Source organism: Streptomyces sp. B3I8 (genome assembly GCF_030816915.1).
Taxonomy (GTDB): domain Bacteria; phylum Actinomycetota; class Actinomycetes; order Streptomycetales; family Streptomycetaceae; genus Streptomyces.
Genome location: NZ_JAUSYN010000001.1, coordinates 297,688 through 314,856, shown reverse-complemented (window position 1 = coordinate 314,856; position 17,169 = coordinate 297,688). Strand labels below are relative to the sequence as shown.

Here is a 17,169-nt window from a genome sequence, read left to right as displayed (position 1 = left end):
CCCGCGCCCGAGGACTACACCGGCTCCTCCTACACACAGCTCACCGTCGGCCAGCCCGCCCTCGGCCTGCTGGACGTCCAGGAAGCGGCGTACGCCAGGCTCTCCACGAAGCTCCTCGCCCCGGTGATCGACGCCGGACGCACGGTGGCGTACGACACCACGGCGGCCTTCGCGGGACACGTCCTCGGACGCGGCGACGTGCCTCGCTCCCTGAGTCCCTTCCTCACGGTGATCCCGGACGTGGAGGAGGTCGCGGGCTACGCCTGGCTCGCCTTCCAGAACGTGATGGCGACACCCGGCGCCATGGTGTTCAGCTACGCCTCGCCCGGCGGCACCGAGAACACGCTCATCAAGAACCTCCTGATGGCCGCCCCCCGGCCCGCGCTCGACCGGGTCCTGCGGGCCCTGCGGCCCCGCACCCGCGCCTTCCTGCGCGCCGCGCACCACCACGTCAGTGCCCTCTTCCGGGCACAGGCCGAGCGGACCGTCGGCCACTACCAGAACCGGGCGGTTGCCCCGCGCAGGCTCCTCGCCCCCGGCTTCTTCGACGCCGTCGGCATCGTGGAGGTCCCGCTGAACGAGCAGACCACGGCCGCGCTGACCGGACGCACCTCCCGCGGCGAGCGGGTCACCCAGCAGCAGGCGGTCGGCATGGACGACCACCCCGGGCTGGACATCGGCCAGGGCGCCCTCGACCTGGGACTGGTCCCGCTGGAGCTGCGCCACCTCGGCCTCACCGGACGGTTCCTGTCGCCGGAGGAGCTCGAACAGCTCGTCGAGGAGTTCGCGGAGCTCAGCCGCAGGGCGTACGAACGGGCGCGCACCTTCGCGGCCCCGCTGCCCGCCGACGTCCTCACCGCCTCGGTGCTGCGCGTCCTCGACGACCCGGCCGTCGCCGGCACGGCGGGCTTCCTCGAGGCGGCGACCTCCGGGCTGCCGATGGCGGACGGCCGCAGCCGGGCGGTGATCAGCCACGCCGACGGCCTGCGCGTGGCGTCCGCCCTTGGCAGGCGGGCGCTGGGCACCCCCCTGCCCGCCGACGCCCCCGAACAGCGCCTGCTGCGCCGGGCCGTGGAGGCGACCGCCGCCGCGCTGCCCCGCCTCGCGCCCGCCGCACGCGACCGGATCGCGGCACTCGTCGAGGCCGCGCGCGCCGCCCTGACGGTGCTCGCCGACCCGGACGCCACACCCCCCGCCCTGCCCTGGCACCAGGAGGTCGTCACCGCCGGCGGCCTGCGGATCCCGCTGGAGAAGGTGTCGCTGGTACGGCACCGGGACGCGCGGGGCATGCCCGTCGGCGTCTCCTCACGCCCGGACTCCGACTGGGGCGACCCCCGCCGGCACACCTACGCGCTGCTCCCCGAGACCACGCACCACACCCTGCTGAGCCACGGCCCGGCCCCCCAGGAGGGCCCCCTGCAGCCGCTGCCGTTCGAGGCCGCCCACCTCGTCGGGCTGCGCGGCGACGGCAGCGGTGTCGCGCTCGCCCTGGCCGACGGCGGCGCCGTCCTCGTCGACCACGAGAGCCTCGTCGACCTCCTCTTCGCCGTCGACCCCGTCCTCAACGCGCTCCCGCCCGAGACGGCCGCGCTGTTCCCCGCCGCCGACCTGACCGGTCCGCCCGCCCGGGACCCGCTGCGGTGGCCGGTGCCCGGCCAGGTCCTCGCCAACGGCCTCGACCGCTGGGTGTGGGCCACCGCCGGCGGCCACGAACCGGTCCTCGCGCCCGGGGACGGGGAGAACGGCCCCCGGTTCCTGCTCCCGGGCGGCAACGGCGAGGGCAACGGCGACGGCTGGTCCGGCTTCCGGCCCGAACCGGCAGGGCCCGAACTCGCCGGTCTCGCCGAGTACTTCACCGGCGACCGCGGCCGCGCCGCCGACGTCCTCACCTGGATCCGCGCCGTCCGCCTCGTCTACGGCCCGACGCTGGAGGACGACCGCGAAGCCTTCGGGGCGCTCCTCACGGGCTTCTGGGCGCTGGAGCGCGGCCGTGCCGGGGACGGCACGGCAGAACCGCCGGGACCGCTGACCTGGCCCGAGCTCAGGCAGACGATCAGCGCCTACTTCGCCACCGGCACCCTGGCCGAGCCGCCGCTGCCGATGGCACTGCCCTTCCTGCTGGTCGCCGCCGCCGGGGCGGCCGGCATCCACCTGGAGATGTCCCGGTGGAACCTGACCCCCCGCCACCACGCCCCCCGCGCCTGGGGCCCGACCCCGGCCGCGCAGCCCTTGACGTTCCCCGCCGCCCCGCCGGCCGCTCCACCGGCCACCGGCCCGAACGCGCAGGCGTCCACGGGCCCCGCCTCCACGGGCCCCGCCTCCACGGGCCCCGCCTCCACGGGCCCCGCCTCCACGGGCCCCGCCTCCACGGCCCCCATGGCTCCGGCCCGTCCGGCTCCCTCCCGGCCGGTCCCGGCCCGTCCGGCCCCCGCCCGCCCCGCCCCGGCCCGCCCCGCCCCCCTCCCGACCGCCGCCCGGCCCGTACTCCGCCCGCCCACCGGCACCTTCACCGGCCCCCTCGACCCCCTGCTCGGCCCCGGCACCCTGCTGACCGGGCCCTCGGGCCGGCCCCAGGGCCGCAACTGGACCGCCCGCCCCGCCGGCCAGGTGTCCCCCGGCACCACACGGCTCGTCGAGATCACGCCGCCCACCGGCGCGCGCGTCGTCCGGCAGGAACGGGCGCCGTGGCCCGACTCGGCGTACGTCGTCGGCGCCGACGGCGCGGCCGGCCAGGTGTGGACGGCCGACGGGCGGGTCCTGGACCCCGACACCGTGGCCGACGTCCTCGCGGCCGACCCCGAACTGGCCCGGCTGGACCCGGACGTACCGCTGGTCCTCGCGCTGCCGTTCGCCGCGAGCGGATACATGACCGCCCTGCGGGCGCTGTCCGTACGGCTGGGACGGCCGGTGTGGGGCCCCGTCGGCAACGGCACCCTGCTGCCCGACGGCCGTCCCCCCACCCCCGGCCCGGCTCCCGCTCCTGCCCCCGGCCAGGCCCCCGTCCAGCCCCTCACCCTCACCCTCGGCCCGGCCCTGATCGACGCCGGTCCCACCCTCCCCGTGGGCGGATGGGTCTCCGTCGACCCCTCGGGCGGGACCACGACCCACATGGACCGGGAGTGGACCGCCCTGGACGGCACCCGGTTCCGGGACAGCGACGTCGAGACCCGGCCGCTGGGCGACACCGGGTACCGGCGGTTCGGCCGGATGGCCGTGTCCGCCACCGACGCCGTCCGGCTGCGGGAGGAGAACTTCCGCCGCTACCCCGCCATGCGGAACCTCGTGCACATGGTCCCCGCCGGCCCCGCCCACCACCCGGTCGAGACCGAGCCCGTCACCCCGGACGCCGCCGTGTACGTGTACGCCGGCCACGGCATGCCCGGCAGGATGATGCTGCCGCTGCTGGACGGCCGCACGGTGTGGCTGTCCAAGCAGGACGCCGCCCGCTACCTCGCCGGACTGACCGACGTGCGGGAACTGCCGCCGGGACACCGCCTCCGGCTCGAGGTGTGCTGGAGCGCCAGCGACGGCAACCCCTACGCCGGGCACGCCGCCCACCTGCCCGCACCCCGGGTGGACGACCCCCTGGAGGACGTGTCCCAGGCCCAGCACGTGGCCAACGCGACCCGCCGCGAGACGGACGCCCCGACCCGCCCGACGGGACTCACCAACCTCCGGCGCGGCGCCATGGCGGCGGCCGACGGCGAGCGGGGCCGCGTCGTCCGGCACCGGCCCGAGCCCACCGACGCCGACCTCGACCGGCTGGCCCGCGACGCCGACCTGCACACCGGCCCCGGTCCGGTACCGGACGAGGCCCGGCACACCGCCCTGCGGCTGGTGCGTGCGCTGCGCCGGGGCCTGGGCACCGAGGTGGAGGACGACGCCGCGCGCCACGCCCGCCTGTGGCAGGGGATCGCCGCGCTGGAACACCTGCGCGCCGCCGACCCGGCCCTGAACCGGCTGACCCCGTTCCGCATGGAACTGTGGGAGTTCCTCACCGCCCAGCACACCGGCCGCCCCGCCGACCGGGCCGGCCTGGAGGCCCTGCTGGAGCACGCCAGGACCGTACGGGCCGCGCGCCCGCAGGCCCGGCTCACCGCGGAGATCCCCGTACCCGCGCTGCTGTCGGCCCTCGCGCACCTCGGCGCCGGCGGCGAGGCGCTCGTCCGCCACGTCCAGGGCCTGCCGGCGACCGCCGTGCCGGCCCCCCGGCAGTGGGCCTCCACCCTCTGGGCCGCCGTCCGCGCCGCCCACCATGAGTCCCTGCTGTCCCCGGACGAACAGGAACGCCACGGCCGCGCCGTCCTCCACCTGCCGCCGGCGGACCCTTGGGACCCGCAGGCGCAGGAGACGATGCGCGCGCTGACGGCGAAGGCCGTCGTGGCGGGGGTGGACCCCGGCGACACCGAGGCGCTCGCCGCGTTCCACCTCGTGGAGTCCGGCGCCTTCGCCCCCGCCACCCGGCTCCCCGTCACCGGGCCGGACCGCATGTCCCAGGGCGTCAACTGGAGCGCGGCCCCCGCACCCGCGGGCGTCGCCGCGGACAGCCCGCGGTACGCGGTCCCCGGCCCCGCCGGCACCGTCACCGCACGGTCGCGGACGCTGCCCCCCTGGGCCGGACCGGGGCTCCCGCAGCCCCTGCTGCGCATGGTCCACGTGGAGCGGCCCGGCACCGTCGCCCTCCACCTGCCCGGCGGCCGACGGACCGACGTGTCCGACGAGGAGTTCCTCGCCCTCCTGGACCTCGACCCCGTCCTGCGGGCCGTGCCGCTGCACCTCCCCGTGCTGTTCCTGACCACCGGCCCCGGCGCGCTCACCGCCGATCTCGTCACCCGGTTCGCGCAGCGCACCGGCCGCCCCGCCTTCGGCTACACCGCCCCCATGATGCTGACCGGCGGCCCCTCCGACCCGCTCACCGTGCACTGCCTGACGCAGCCCGGGACCGGGACCCCCGGCCACTGGAACGCCGCGACGCGCGGCACGCTCCCGCCCCCGGCCCCCACCGGCCTGACCGTGTTCGGCCCCACGACGCCCACGACGCCCACGACGCCCACGACGCCCACGACGCCCACGACGCCCACGACGCCCACGACGCCCACGACGGCGCCCACGACGGCGCCCGTCGTGGACCGGGAGTGGACGGCGCTGGACGGCACCCGGTTCCGGGACGGCGACGTCGAGACCCGTCCGCTCGTCTCCGACCGCGGCGAGCGGTTCGGGACGATGGCGCACGGCGACGACGTGCGGGACCGCGAACGCGTGCTGCGCACCTACCCGCGCGCCCGCCGACTGGTCCACCTGATGCCGGCGGGCGCGGGCACCGTCCTCGTCAGTGAGGAGACGCGGGCGGCGGACGACACCGCCGTCCACGTGTTCGCCGCCCACGGACTGCCCGGCGGACTCCAGCTCCCGCTGCGGGGCGGCCGCACGGTGTGGCTGGACGCCGCGTCCGGCGGCCGCTACATCGGCGGCCTCCCCCAGGCCGGGGAGCTGCCCCCCGGGCACCGCATGGCGCTGGAGGTCTGCTGGTCGGCGTCGGCGGGCGACCCCTCGCTGGCGCAGCTCGACAACCGCCCGGCCCCCACCACCCACGACCCCCTGGACCTGGTGCCGCTCGGCCAGCACACCGCGAACGCCTCCCGGCGGACGACCCGGGCGTCCGTGATGAGCAGCGGCTTCGACGTCGACGCGCGGATCCTCCTGGACACCCCCGGCGGCGTCGCCGGCCGCACGACCGACTTCGTGCCCGAGCCGCTCGACGAGGAACTGGACACCCTCGCCGTCACCGCGGGACTGCACCCCGGGCCGGGCCCCGTCCCGCCCGCGGTCCGCCGGACCACGCTGCGGCTGGTGCGGGCGCTGCGCCAGGTGTTCGGACCCGAGGCCGAGACCGACCGGTCCGACTGGGCGCACCTGCTGCGGGGCATCGGCGCGCTGGAGACCATGCGGGCCAACGACCCGCTGCTCAGCCGGTTCACCCCGTTCCGCCTCGAACTGTGGGCGGCCGCCGCAGGGCGCCTGGCCCCCGGCTCCCCGGACCCGCGGGCCGCCCACCGCGCGGTGCTCGACCTCGCCGTGCGACGGCTCGCCCAGCAGCCGGACGCCCGGCTCTCCGAGGACCTCGGCGACCCGTACCTGAACCACGCGCTGGCGCGGTTCGCCGGACTGGGCGAGAACCTCGTGCGCACCGTGCTGCGACGCCCCGCGGCGGCCGGCCCGGTCACCGGTGACGACACCGCCCGGGCCCTGTGGGCGCTGGTCGCCGCGGCCCGCAGGATCGGCGACCTCGACGCCGCGGGCACCGAGACCTTGGGGCGCCGCGCCCTGCACCTCCCGCCCGCCGAGCCGTGGACCCCGGCACGGCGGCAGGAGCTGTGGATGCTCACCGCCCGGGCCGCGGCGACCGGCCTGGACACGACGGACGACGCGGTGCTGGCCGCGTTCCACCTGGCACTCGAGGGCGCCTTCGGCCCCCACCACCACCTCGTGACGGGCGGGGCGCCGCGCGGCTACAACTGGAGCGGCGTCCCCGCGCCCGCCGGCATCGACCTGCGCGTCCTCGGCCGGCCGGAGACACGGCCCGACGCCCCCGCCCCGGTCCGGGAGAGCCCCGCCGACTGGACCACGGACGAGGACGGCCCCGACCCCCTCGCGGTGTGGACCGCCGCGGACGGCGCGGGAATGGTGGTCCTGCGGCTGTCGGGCATGCCGGCGATGCGCGTCTCCGACGCGGAGTTCCTCGCCCTGCTGGACCTGGCGCCGCTGCTGCGTGCCGTGCCCCTCGGCGTGCCGCTGGTGTTCCTGACGTCGCGGGCCGCCGCCGCGACCCGCCCGGCCCCCCTGCCGCAGCTCTTCTCGAACCGCACGGGCCGCGACGCCTGGGCCTGCACCGGCAAACTGCTCACGATGCCCTCCGCCCCCGCCGAGGACACCGGCACCGGCACCGGCACCGCGAGCCACGGCACGGCACCGGCCGCGGCCACCCCGCTGCGGCTGCTCGTCCTGCCCGAGCCGGACACCGGGACCGAGGGCGTCTGGCGCCGGACGACACTGCGCGGTCCGGGCCCGCGCGTGCACCCCTCCCACAAGACCTCCGCCCCGGCGCCCGGCACCGGACCGTTCCGCGGCCGGTTCCGCACGCAGACCCCGCACCGGCCCGGCCCCGTCCACGCCGCCCCCGCCCTCACCGGACCGTGGACGGGGGACATCCCCTGGCTCCCCGCCGGACACGCCGTCACCACCCGGCCGCTGGTGCTGTACGTGGCGAGCCACCGCCCGCTTCGGAGCGTGCTCGACGAGGGCGTACCGGAGACCGAGCCCTGCCTCTACGCCTTCACCGACCCGGACGCGGCCCTCACCTACGGGCGCCGGCCGGCCGTCCTGCTCCGCCTCCACGTGCCGGCCGGTCTGGCCGTCGACCTCGAACGGACCTTCGCCGACGGGCACACAGCGGGCGTGCCCGCCTTCGTCGAGGGCATGGTGGAGACCGGAAACACGAGCGGCGCCCACGTGCTCCCCGCCTCGGCCGTGCACCGGATCACCGTGACCGGAACGGCGCTCGTGGACGGCGCCGGCCGGCGCACGGCCACGCGGGACCACGACTCCGTCCTGGGCATCGTCGTGGAGAACCCCCGGCAGCCCCTGCGCGGGCTGCCCGCCGGCTCCCCCCGCTGGCCCGCCGCCGCACAGGGGCCCACGCACGCCTACCTCGTGATCGGCCCCGCCGACGGCTCCCCGGAAGAAGGCGTCACCGTCGGCGACGGCAGGCTCGCGCTCTCCACGACGAAGCCGCAGCGACTGCCGGCCGGAGCACGACTGCTGCGCGTCTCCGTTCCCGTGGGGCAGGCCTTCGACCTGCGGGCGCTCGCCGCGAGGCATCCCTTCCTCGACCGCCCCGGCAGCGCGCTGCGGCGCGCCGTCGAGACCGGCACCGACCTGTGGCTGCCGCACACCGCCCTCCCGACGGCGACCGTCGACAAGGTCTACGCGCCCGGCCGGACCGACTCGGCACTCAAGGGCCACAGACTGGAGCGGGCCCCTCTCTCCCGGCTCGAACGCGTGCCGTACTTCGCGCCCCCGGCCGACCCGGCCCCCCTCACCACGGAGGAACTGTCGGCGCTGCCCGCCGACCAGGTGTGGCGGCGGACCGCCGCGCGGAGCGCGCTGCGGCGACCGGAGGACTTCGGGCGCTGGATCTGGAGCGAGCGGCCGGACTGGCGGCGCACCCCCCTGTGGCGCGTCGACGGGCGCCGGCCCGACGGCGTCTTCGAACGGGGCCTGACCCCGCGCCGGCCGCACGCCGTCGACCTGCGCGAACACGTGATCAGCGCGATGGGGCTCGGCGGGTCGGCCTTCGTCTCGTGGTCCGCGACCCCCGGCCTGCTGCGCACCGACGGGAAGGGATCCGCCTGGTCCGGCTACCTGTACGTCGGCTTCTTCCCGGGCGGGATCGACGCCGACCAGTCGGTGGCGAACACGGGACTCACCGGCAACCCGCACTGGCAGCAGCGGGAGGTCACCGCCTTCGGCGGCACGGCCGGCCGGTACATCGCCGGCGCCTTCCCCATCCTGGGCACCGACTCCGGGGTGGTACTGGGCGGCTGGATCCCCAACGACGGCTTCGACCACGCGCTCCCCGACGAGGGGGTCTCGCCCCGGCTGACCGCCATGGACGTGCTGCGCGAGGAGCGGATCCTGTTCGAGACGCCGTCCCCGGTCCTGGCACCGGTCGACGACACGGCACACGCCACACCGTGGCCGGAGTACGACCTGCGGCACACCCCCGAGGGGACCTTCCACTTCGCCCCTCTGGCCCTGTCGGGCTCCGGTCCCTCCGCAGCGTCGGATTCCGGCCGTCCCGCCCCGTCCGGTTCCGCCCCGCAGGGCCCCGGCCGCACGGCTCCCTCCACGCCGACGGGCCCCGGCCGCTCCGCACCGACGCGACCGTCCACCGCCCGTTATCCGGACCCCTCGCAGATCAACGGCGTCCTCACGCTCCGCCCGGCCGGCGCGCCGGACACCGTCGAGGAGGCGGACGGTCCCGCGGATGCCGGCACCGACACCGCCCCCTGGGCCGTGCCGTCCTGGCAGCCCGCGGGCTCGCCCGCCCGGGTCCGCTTCGCCCCGCTGTACCGGGACCCCGAGTGGCGGCGGCGCAGCACCGCCCTGGAGTTCGCGCTCGCCGCACAGCTCGGCCGGGCGCCCATGGTCGCCGAAGCCGCCCGGGAGGCGGTGTCCCGCCTGCTGGAGGAGCTGACCGCCCGGCACGGCGCGGACGCCGCCGCGCGCTCCTTCTTCGACCCCGCGGACCTGCCCGCGGACCCCGCCGGTGAACTGGAACGGCTGCGCGCCCTGCCGCCGGGCCTGCTCACCCTCGACGCGCTCATGGCCGCCTTCGTACGGGCCGCCTTCGCCGGCCGGGAACTGCCCCGGGACCTCGCCGAGGCCCTGGCGCGCCCCGCCGGCGCCCGCGCCCGCCACACACCGGGCAGCGCCTACCGCACGGTCCACGACAGCCGGGGATTCCGCCGGATCGGCAGCGAGGACGGCCCCGCCGTACGTCTGCTGCAGACGCACCGCGCACTCGGGCCGTCGCGCACGGAGGCGGCCGTGTTCCGGATCGCGCTGGTGGCCTGGCTCGTCCCCGCGGACCTGCAGTCCCTGTACGAGATCTTCCTCGCCGACCACCGCATCGGCAGCACCGACGCCGGCGAGCGCGCCATCGCCCTGCGCGACGGCGCCGGACTGCACACCTGGGTCCTCCAGGCGTACCGCGGGCTCGACCTCGTACCGCCCCATCAGGAGCTGTACGGCGAGCGGATGACGTACGAGGCGGGCATCACGCCCGGCAGGATCGACGTCCCCGGGCACCTGGTGGCCATGGTGGACGCCGGCCTCGACGGCGGCCTGCGGGTCACCGGCCGCCGCACCCAGGCGTTCGCCGACTGGCTGGAGCGCCACGGCGAGGAGGGCGCGGAGGCCCTGGAGAGCCTCACCCCCGCCCACCTGACGGCACTGCACCTCTACAGCGCGGCCGACTACCGGCTCATGAAGGCCCACCTCAACGGTGAACGCCTGGGGGCCGGCATGAGCCGCCGCCTGGTGCGCATGACGACCTGGTCGACGGCGCGCAGGGCCGCCCAGGCCGCCGAACGGGACTACCTGCCGATCATCCTGCGACGGCAGCCCGGCGCGGACGCCCTCTTCGACCGGATGTGGAGCGTGGACGACCTGGGCGCGGAGACCGCCGAAGTCGCGGAACTGCGCCGCCGTATGGACGAGATCGCCGACCGGATGCGCGCCGAACTCCCCCTGCACATCGACATGGCGATCGAGGCCCTGGAGATCCTGCCGCCCGCCCACCGCGACGTCTGGTGGGGCGACCGGGGCGTGCCCGGCTCCCTGGAGGCACCCGCGCACGGACCGGTCTACGGCAGGTCCACCCTCACCATGCCGTTCTTCCGCAGCACGTCGCTGCGGCGCGAGCCCGCCCTCGGATTCATGTTCCGCGGCAAGGGCACACCGCGGGACAGCCACCGCGCCCTCGTGCACGTGCGCCGGTCGACGGCGCGCGACGTCACCCCGTTCGTGGTCTACGTCAACGAGCAGGAGGCCGCCTACCCGCCCGGGGTGTCCTTCCGCGCCGTACGCCACCCCTCCGCCCCCTCCGAGCGCCGCGGCCAGTTCTACGAACCCGTCTCCGCACAGGAGATCCCCGCGCCCCACCCGGCGACCGCCATGCCCCCGCTGCGCATGATCGGCGCCCCGGACGACCTGTTCCTCGCCGCCCCGGACAGCGAGGACGAGGACCGCCACCGGTACGTGGTGCTGCGCGAGATCCGCGCCGGCGACGGACGCCTGCTGGGGGTCGCCTCGTTCGACGGCCAGGACTGGACGGAGCGCCGCGCCGCGTACGCGCACCTGGAGGGCGCGGCCGGATTCGTGAGCTGGGAACGCGACGCCTCCGGAACCCCCGTACCGGCCCACCGCGCCCTGCCGGACGCTACCGGGAACACCTTCTACTTCGCCTCGCACGGCGGTCCGGAGGGACTGTCCCTGGCCCTGGAGGGCGGACGGGTCCGCCGGGACGACGGCACCCGTCTCGGACAGTTGCTGCGGCCGCTGCTCGGCCGCCGGTACACCAGCCTGACGGTGCTGGCCTGCGGCCCCGGGGGTGCCGCGGGCGACCGGGCCGCCGCGCGCGCCCGGGCCCGGCGGCTGGCCGACGCCACCGGGCTGACGGTCCACCTGGCGGCGGGCCGGGCCGCGGTCTCCGGCGGGCTGCCCCACCTGCTGGAGGACACCGACGGACGGGCCACCGCCTGGGTGACCGAACACCCCGGCGGACAGCCTGCCGGTGGAGCCACCCCCACCGACCCGGCCACCACCACCCCGGCCCCCGGCCGCGCGGACCCCGTCGTGCCCGCCGGGCCGTCCTACCCGGGCGCCGGACAGACCAACGCCGACACGGTGATGCGGGAGGCGGACGAGTCCAGCGAGCCGGACGAGTCGAGCGGGGCCGACGAGTCCGACGAGCCGGGGGAGTCGGAGGACGACGGCAGCGACCGCATGAGCATCGCCGACTCCCACTCCGGCGACGGCGACGGCGACAGCACCGAACCCTCGGACTCGGAATCCTCCGGCCCCGAGGACTCCGAAGACGACGACGCCGATGACGATGCCGACTCCGACGACGACTCCGGTCCGCAGGAGCCCGTCCACACCGACCCGCCGCTGCACCTCGCCTCCTGGCGGATCACCGGCGCGCCCGACACCCCCCGCTTCACGGCCCTGTACGGCACGGCGCCGTGGCGGCAGCGCAGCCTGAACTTCGAGTTCGCCCTCGCCCGGTCCCTCACCACGAGCGACGAGGCCCACACCGTCGCCCGGCAGACCCTCGGCCGGGCCCACCTCTTCCTCAGCCGCCGCTACGGCGCGGACGCCGCGGCCCGCACCCTGACGGCGGGGCACGAGACGGACCCGGGGCACACCGCCGACCCGCTCGCCCACCTCCTCGGTCCCGACGCCCGGCCCACGCTCCAGGAGGTCCTCCAGGCGTACGCCAACGCGGTTTACGCGGCCGGCCCCGGGGCCGCCACCCTCGCCCGCGCCCTGCCCGACCGCATCGGATACCGGGGACAGCCGGTGTCGGCACCGGGCCGCACGGACGCGGCGGCCTGGAACACCTACGACGACCGCGGGTTCCGCAGGATGCGCGGCACCGACGGCCCGGCCCTGTGGCTGCTGCGGGCCGCCCGCGAGACCGGCGCCGGCCCGGCCGAACTGCTGACCCTGCGCTCGGCGCTCATCGCCTGGGCGGTACCCGCCGGACTGCACTCGCTGCACGAGATCCTCCGCGCCTCCCACCTGGCCGGCGCGGGCTCCCCCGAGGAACGGCGCGCCGTCGCGCTGGACGCCGGCCGCATGCACAACTGGGCGCGCCGGCACCTCGTCCCCTGGGACGCCCTGCGCGGCCTCCCGCAGGCCGGCGCCTTCGCCGACGCCCTGCGCGCGCCGCACGAGGCCGTCTACAGCGACACGGCCCGCTACACGCAGGAGATGACCGGCACCTTCGCCGTCCCCGACGAACTGCAGGACATGATCGGCGAGTTGCTCGCCCCCGGCTCGACGCACTACCTGGACCAGCGGCGTCTGACAGTGGCACGCGAGTGGCTCGCGCGGTACGGCGACGACGGCCGGCGCGCCCTGCGGTCGCTGGCCCCGGGCCACCTGACCGCGCTGCTCCTCTACAGCATGGCCGACTACGAACTCATCAAGGCCTTCCTGACCGGCGAGCGGTTCGGCAAGGGCGCGAGCCGCTGGCTGATGCGCTCCGTCGCCTGGAAGATCGTCAGGGAGAACGCGTTGGGCGAGAGCGACGACCTGCCCCTGACCCTGGAGACCCTGCCGGGCTTCGACGCCTTCATGGACGACCTGCGCGACCTCCCCGACTTCACCCCGGGCCCCGGACCGACCCGGCTGCGCCGCCGCCTCGACGTCCTCGTCGGCCGGCTGTACCCGCAGATCCGCACCCACATCGAGATGGCCGCCGAGGCCCTCGAACTGCTGCCCCCCGTCGGACGGAGCGTGTGGTGGGGCGACCGCGGCGTGCCCGGCACCCCGCGCCGGCCGCGCAACTCGCCCCTGTACGGCGCCGACCGGATCACGATGCCGTTCTTCCGCAGCACCTCCCTGCGGCACGGGGCGGCCCTGGACTTCGCCATGCACCGCAAGACGGCGCCGCCGGACACCCACCGGGGCCTGTTCAAGGTCTCCGACTCCAGCGCCCGGGAAACCGCCATGTTCTCGGCCTTCATCGACGAGGCCGAGGCCCTCTACCCGCCGGGCATCGTCTTCCACCCCGTGAGCCGCAGCACGCGCCGCTACGGGGAGGGCCCGGAGCACTACGTGTTCACCCGGGCCAGGGAGGCCGGGATCCTGCGGCCGTCCGCACCGGTCCGGCGCACCCCCGCGGGGACGGGGCCCGAACTCGGCGCGCTCTACGCCGACCCGCGCTGGTGGGGCCTGGCCGCGCAGTACGAGAGGGCCCTGGGGCAGGTGCTCGCGCACGAGCAGGCCGTACTGGACGCCGCCCGCACGGCGATCGACACCCTGTTCACCCACCTGGCGCACCACCTCGGCCCCCGGACGGCCGTCGCCGCCTTCCTCGCGGACGTCCCGGGACAGCAGGCCCCCGGTGCACGGCTGGCCGACCTGATGGACCCGGACACCCCCGCCCCGCTCGCGGATCTCCTCGCGGTGTTCACCGCCGCCGCCCACGGCCGCCCCGGCGACCGGGACGGGTACTCGCTGCGGCGGCTGTGGCGGGAGCGGCCCGAACTGGCCCCGGCCGGCCTCGCCGACGGCCCCCCGCCCGCGGGCGACAACCCCCCGGCGGGCGACGCCACCCCGGCGGGCGCCCGCTCCCGGCTCGGCCACCGCACCGGCGGCGGCCGTGCCGCACTGCTCGAATGGCTGCTGCGCGCCCACGTGGCGCTCCCCGGCGCCGACCGTGCCGCCCTGCTCGGCCTGCGCACGGCACTGCTGGCCGAGCACCTGCGCTCCGGCGGCCACTCGCTCGCCGAGGTGCTGGAGGCCTCCCACCGCGCCGGCGTGCGCGAGGAGGGCGAACCCGCACCGGGGAACACCGACGCGGCCCGCCTGCACACGTGGGCCGACGCCGTGTTCGCCCCGCGCGCCCGCCTCGCCGCCGACCCCGCGCTGCGCCGGGCCCTGGCCGGACAGGACGGTGACCGGCTGCGCGACCACCTCCACCTGCCGCACCGAAGGCTGTACCAGCGGCGCAGCGGCTGGCTGGCCCCCTGGCTCACGGCCGGGGCGGCGGAACCGGCTGCGATCACCGAACTCGCCGGACTGGAGGGCGGCACCTGGAGCGAGGAGGACCTGCGGAACCTGCCGAGGCCCACGGGCGCGGCGGCCCGCGAGCGCCGCTCCGCGCTGCGCGCCTGGCTGCTGCGGCACGGGGACCGGGCCGTCCTGCGCAACGTCACCGCCGCGCACGTCCCCGCCCTCCACCTGATCAGCGGGGCGGACGCCGCCCTGGTCCGCCACGTCACGGCACAGGCGTCGTCGCCGGACCGGGACGGCCTGGCCGACCTCCTGACCGGCCTCGTCCGGGACCTCGTCGGACGGGGCGCCCCGGACGGGGACGTCCCGCTGCTCCTCCTGCGCGACACCCGCCTGCGCGCCCTGGTCCGGCAGGCCGCGCGTCACCCCGCCGCCGACCCCGGCCGGCCCGCCGCCCTCCAGGCCCTCGCCCGGCGGGCCGCCGCGCACGCCGCCACCCTGGCCGACGGGGTCCGGGACGAACTCGCCCCCCTCGCCCACATGGCCCCGGGAGGCCCTCGAACTGCTGCCTCCGCTGCACTCGACGGCCTACTGGACCGCCTGGGAACCCGGCACCCCGCCGCACCCCGGCCCCGCCGCCGCCCCGGGCACCGGTTCCGCGCTGTCCCGGCCCGCCCTGCATTCCGTGCTCACCTCCCGCACCGCCGCCCTGCGGGCCTTCCAGGGCGCGGCACCGGGGGAGGGGCGCCACCCGGTGCTGTACCAGGTGCTCGGCTCCACCGCGCGCGACGTCGCGCCCTTCGCCCGCGCCCCGTGGCGCCGGCCCGCCCTGTACCCGGGGCGGACGGACTTCCGGGTGGTGTCGCGGCACCTGCGCCACGACGAGGCACTGCGGCGCTCCTACACCCACGTGGTGCTGCGGGAGACGCCCGCGCCGCCGGAGGACCGGCACTGGGAGCGGCGGATCCTCACCCGGCCGGTCGTCTCGCCCGACGGAACCTGGTCCGGCGTCACCGCGCACACGGCCCAGGAGTGGTCCGGGCGGCACCGGGACCTCGCGACCCTCCCGGAGACGGCGCACTTCGCGTCCCCCGACGACCCGGCCGGCCTGTGGGCCGACGAACGGGGCGGCCCGGCGTCCCGGCCCACCGGCGGGCCCTTCTTCGCCGCGCCCGGGGAGGCATCGCTCCCGCGAGCGGGCACGCCCCACGGCTCCAAACTCCTCACCGCCTCGGAGGCCACCGCCTTCTGGCGGCAGGCACGGGCGGCCTCCGGCACATCCGACGGCGCCCCCCTGATCGTCCTCGACACCACCGGCGGACCCACGCTCCTGCGCCCGGCGGACGGAACGGGCCCCACCCCGGAACCGGCGGCCGACTCCGAACGCCTGGCCGCCCTGTACGCCGACCCGCGCTGGCCGCAGGCGAGCCGCGCCCACGAGCGGGCACTGGGCCACGCCCTGACCGAGGACCCACGGGTACGGGAGTCCGCGCGACAGGCGCTGCGCCTGCTGCACCGGCACCACACGGACCGGCTGGGCGACCAGGTGCCCGCCGCGGCACTGCTCCTCGGCACCGAGCGTCCGGGCTCCGCGCGTCCGGGCGCGGACCGCCCCGACCGCCCCGCCCCCGACCCCCTGGCCGCGCTGCGCCGGCTGCTCGATCCCCAGGAGGGCGCCCCGCTCGCCGAGCTGCTGGACGCCTTCGCCCGCGGCACCGGGCTGACCGCCTGGTTCGAGGCGCCCACGGCACCGGACCCGGACGGCCCCTGGTACCGCGAGCTCCACCACGACCGCGGACACCCCGTCGCGCACGGCTTCGCCCAGGTGGCGCACGACGCCCTCACCCGGTACGCGCTGCTGCCCGGCGTCTCCCGCGCCGGCCTGCTCGCCTTCCGGCGGGCCGTCCTCGGCCAACTGCTGGCCGACGGCCGGCACTCGCTGATCGAGGTGCTGCTCGCCACCCAGGCCGCGGGAGTCGGCGGCACCGACGAACAGGCCGTGACCACGGCCGACGCGGCCCGGCTGCACCGCTGGGCCGACACCGCGCTCCACCCGGCCGCCGGCCCTGGCACCCCGCCCACCGACGCGCCGCGCCTGCCCCACCGCGTCCTCTACGCCACCGGCGCGGGCCGGCTGCCGAGCCAGGACACGACAACCCCCTCCCTGCCCGACGGGCTCGCCGCCGCCCTCCGCGACGACGAACGGTCCCTGACCGGCCCGCCCGCAGCGGACGGCGGACCGTCCGCCCGCGCGGAGGCCCTGCGCGCCTGGCTCCGCCGCCACGGCACCTCCCCCCTGCACGGCCTGGACCCCGCCCACCTGACGCCCCTGCACCTGCTGGGCGGACCCGACGCCGCCCTCCTCGCCGGACCGGCCGTCCACGCGGCGGCGCTGCGGGCGGTCCGTGCCGCGCTCGCCGACGGAGGCCCGGACCTGCCCCGGCTGCTGACGGACGACCCCGCCCTCCGCGCGCTCGCCGCACGCGCCCGGTCGATCCCCGCGACCGCCCCGGACCGGACGGAACTCCTGGCCGCGCTCTGGCCGCAGCTGCGCGCCGCGGTCGCGGCACGCTCGGCCGCCCTCCAGGCGGACGTGGACCAGCACATCGCGCTCGCCGACGAGGCCCTGGAACTGCTGCCGCCGATGAACGCCCCCGTCTGGTGGGCCGCATGGCTGCCCGCGGAGCACTCACCGGGACCCGACGGCACCGGACCGGAGGTGCGGGAGGACGCCGTCTCCACCCCCCGGCTGCACGTGGCCCGGCGCACCCGCGAGGCGGCGCTGTCCCTGCTGACGGCCGAGCCCCGGCCCGACGGCCTGCTCCCCGTGCTGTTCGAGGTGGAACGCTCCCGAGCCCGTGA

Annotated in this window: 1 protein-coding gene (only partly in view); it reads left to right on the top strand. The window is 77.4% G+C overall.

Annotated features, from left to right (window positions below; genetic code table 11):
* On the top strand, positions 1 to 17,169 hold the 3' portion of the coding sequence (locus tag QFZ64_RS01560) for a lonely Cys domain-containing protein (RefSeq protein ID WP_307061465.1). It extends 18,621 nt beyond the left edge of the window; the window shows 17,169 of its 35,790 coding nt (coding positions 18,622-35,790); its start codon lies off the left edge, out of view; the stop codon is at positions 17,167 to 17,169.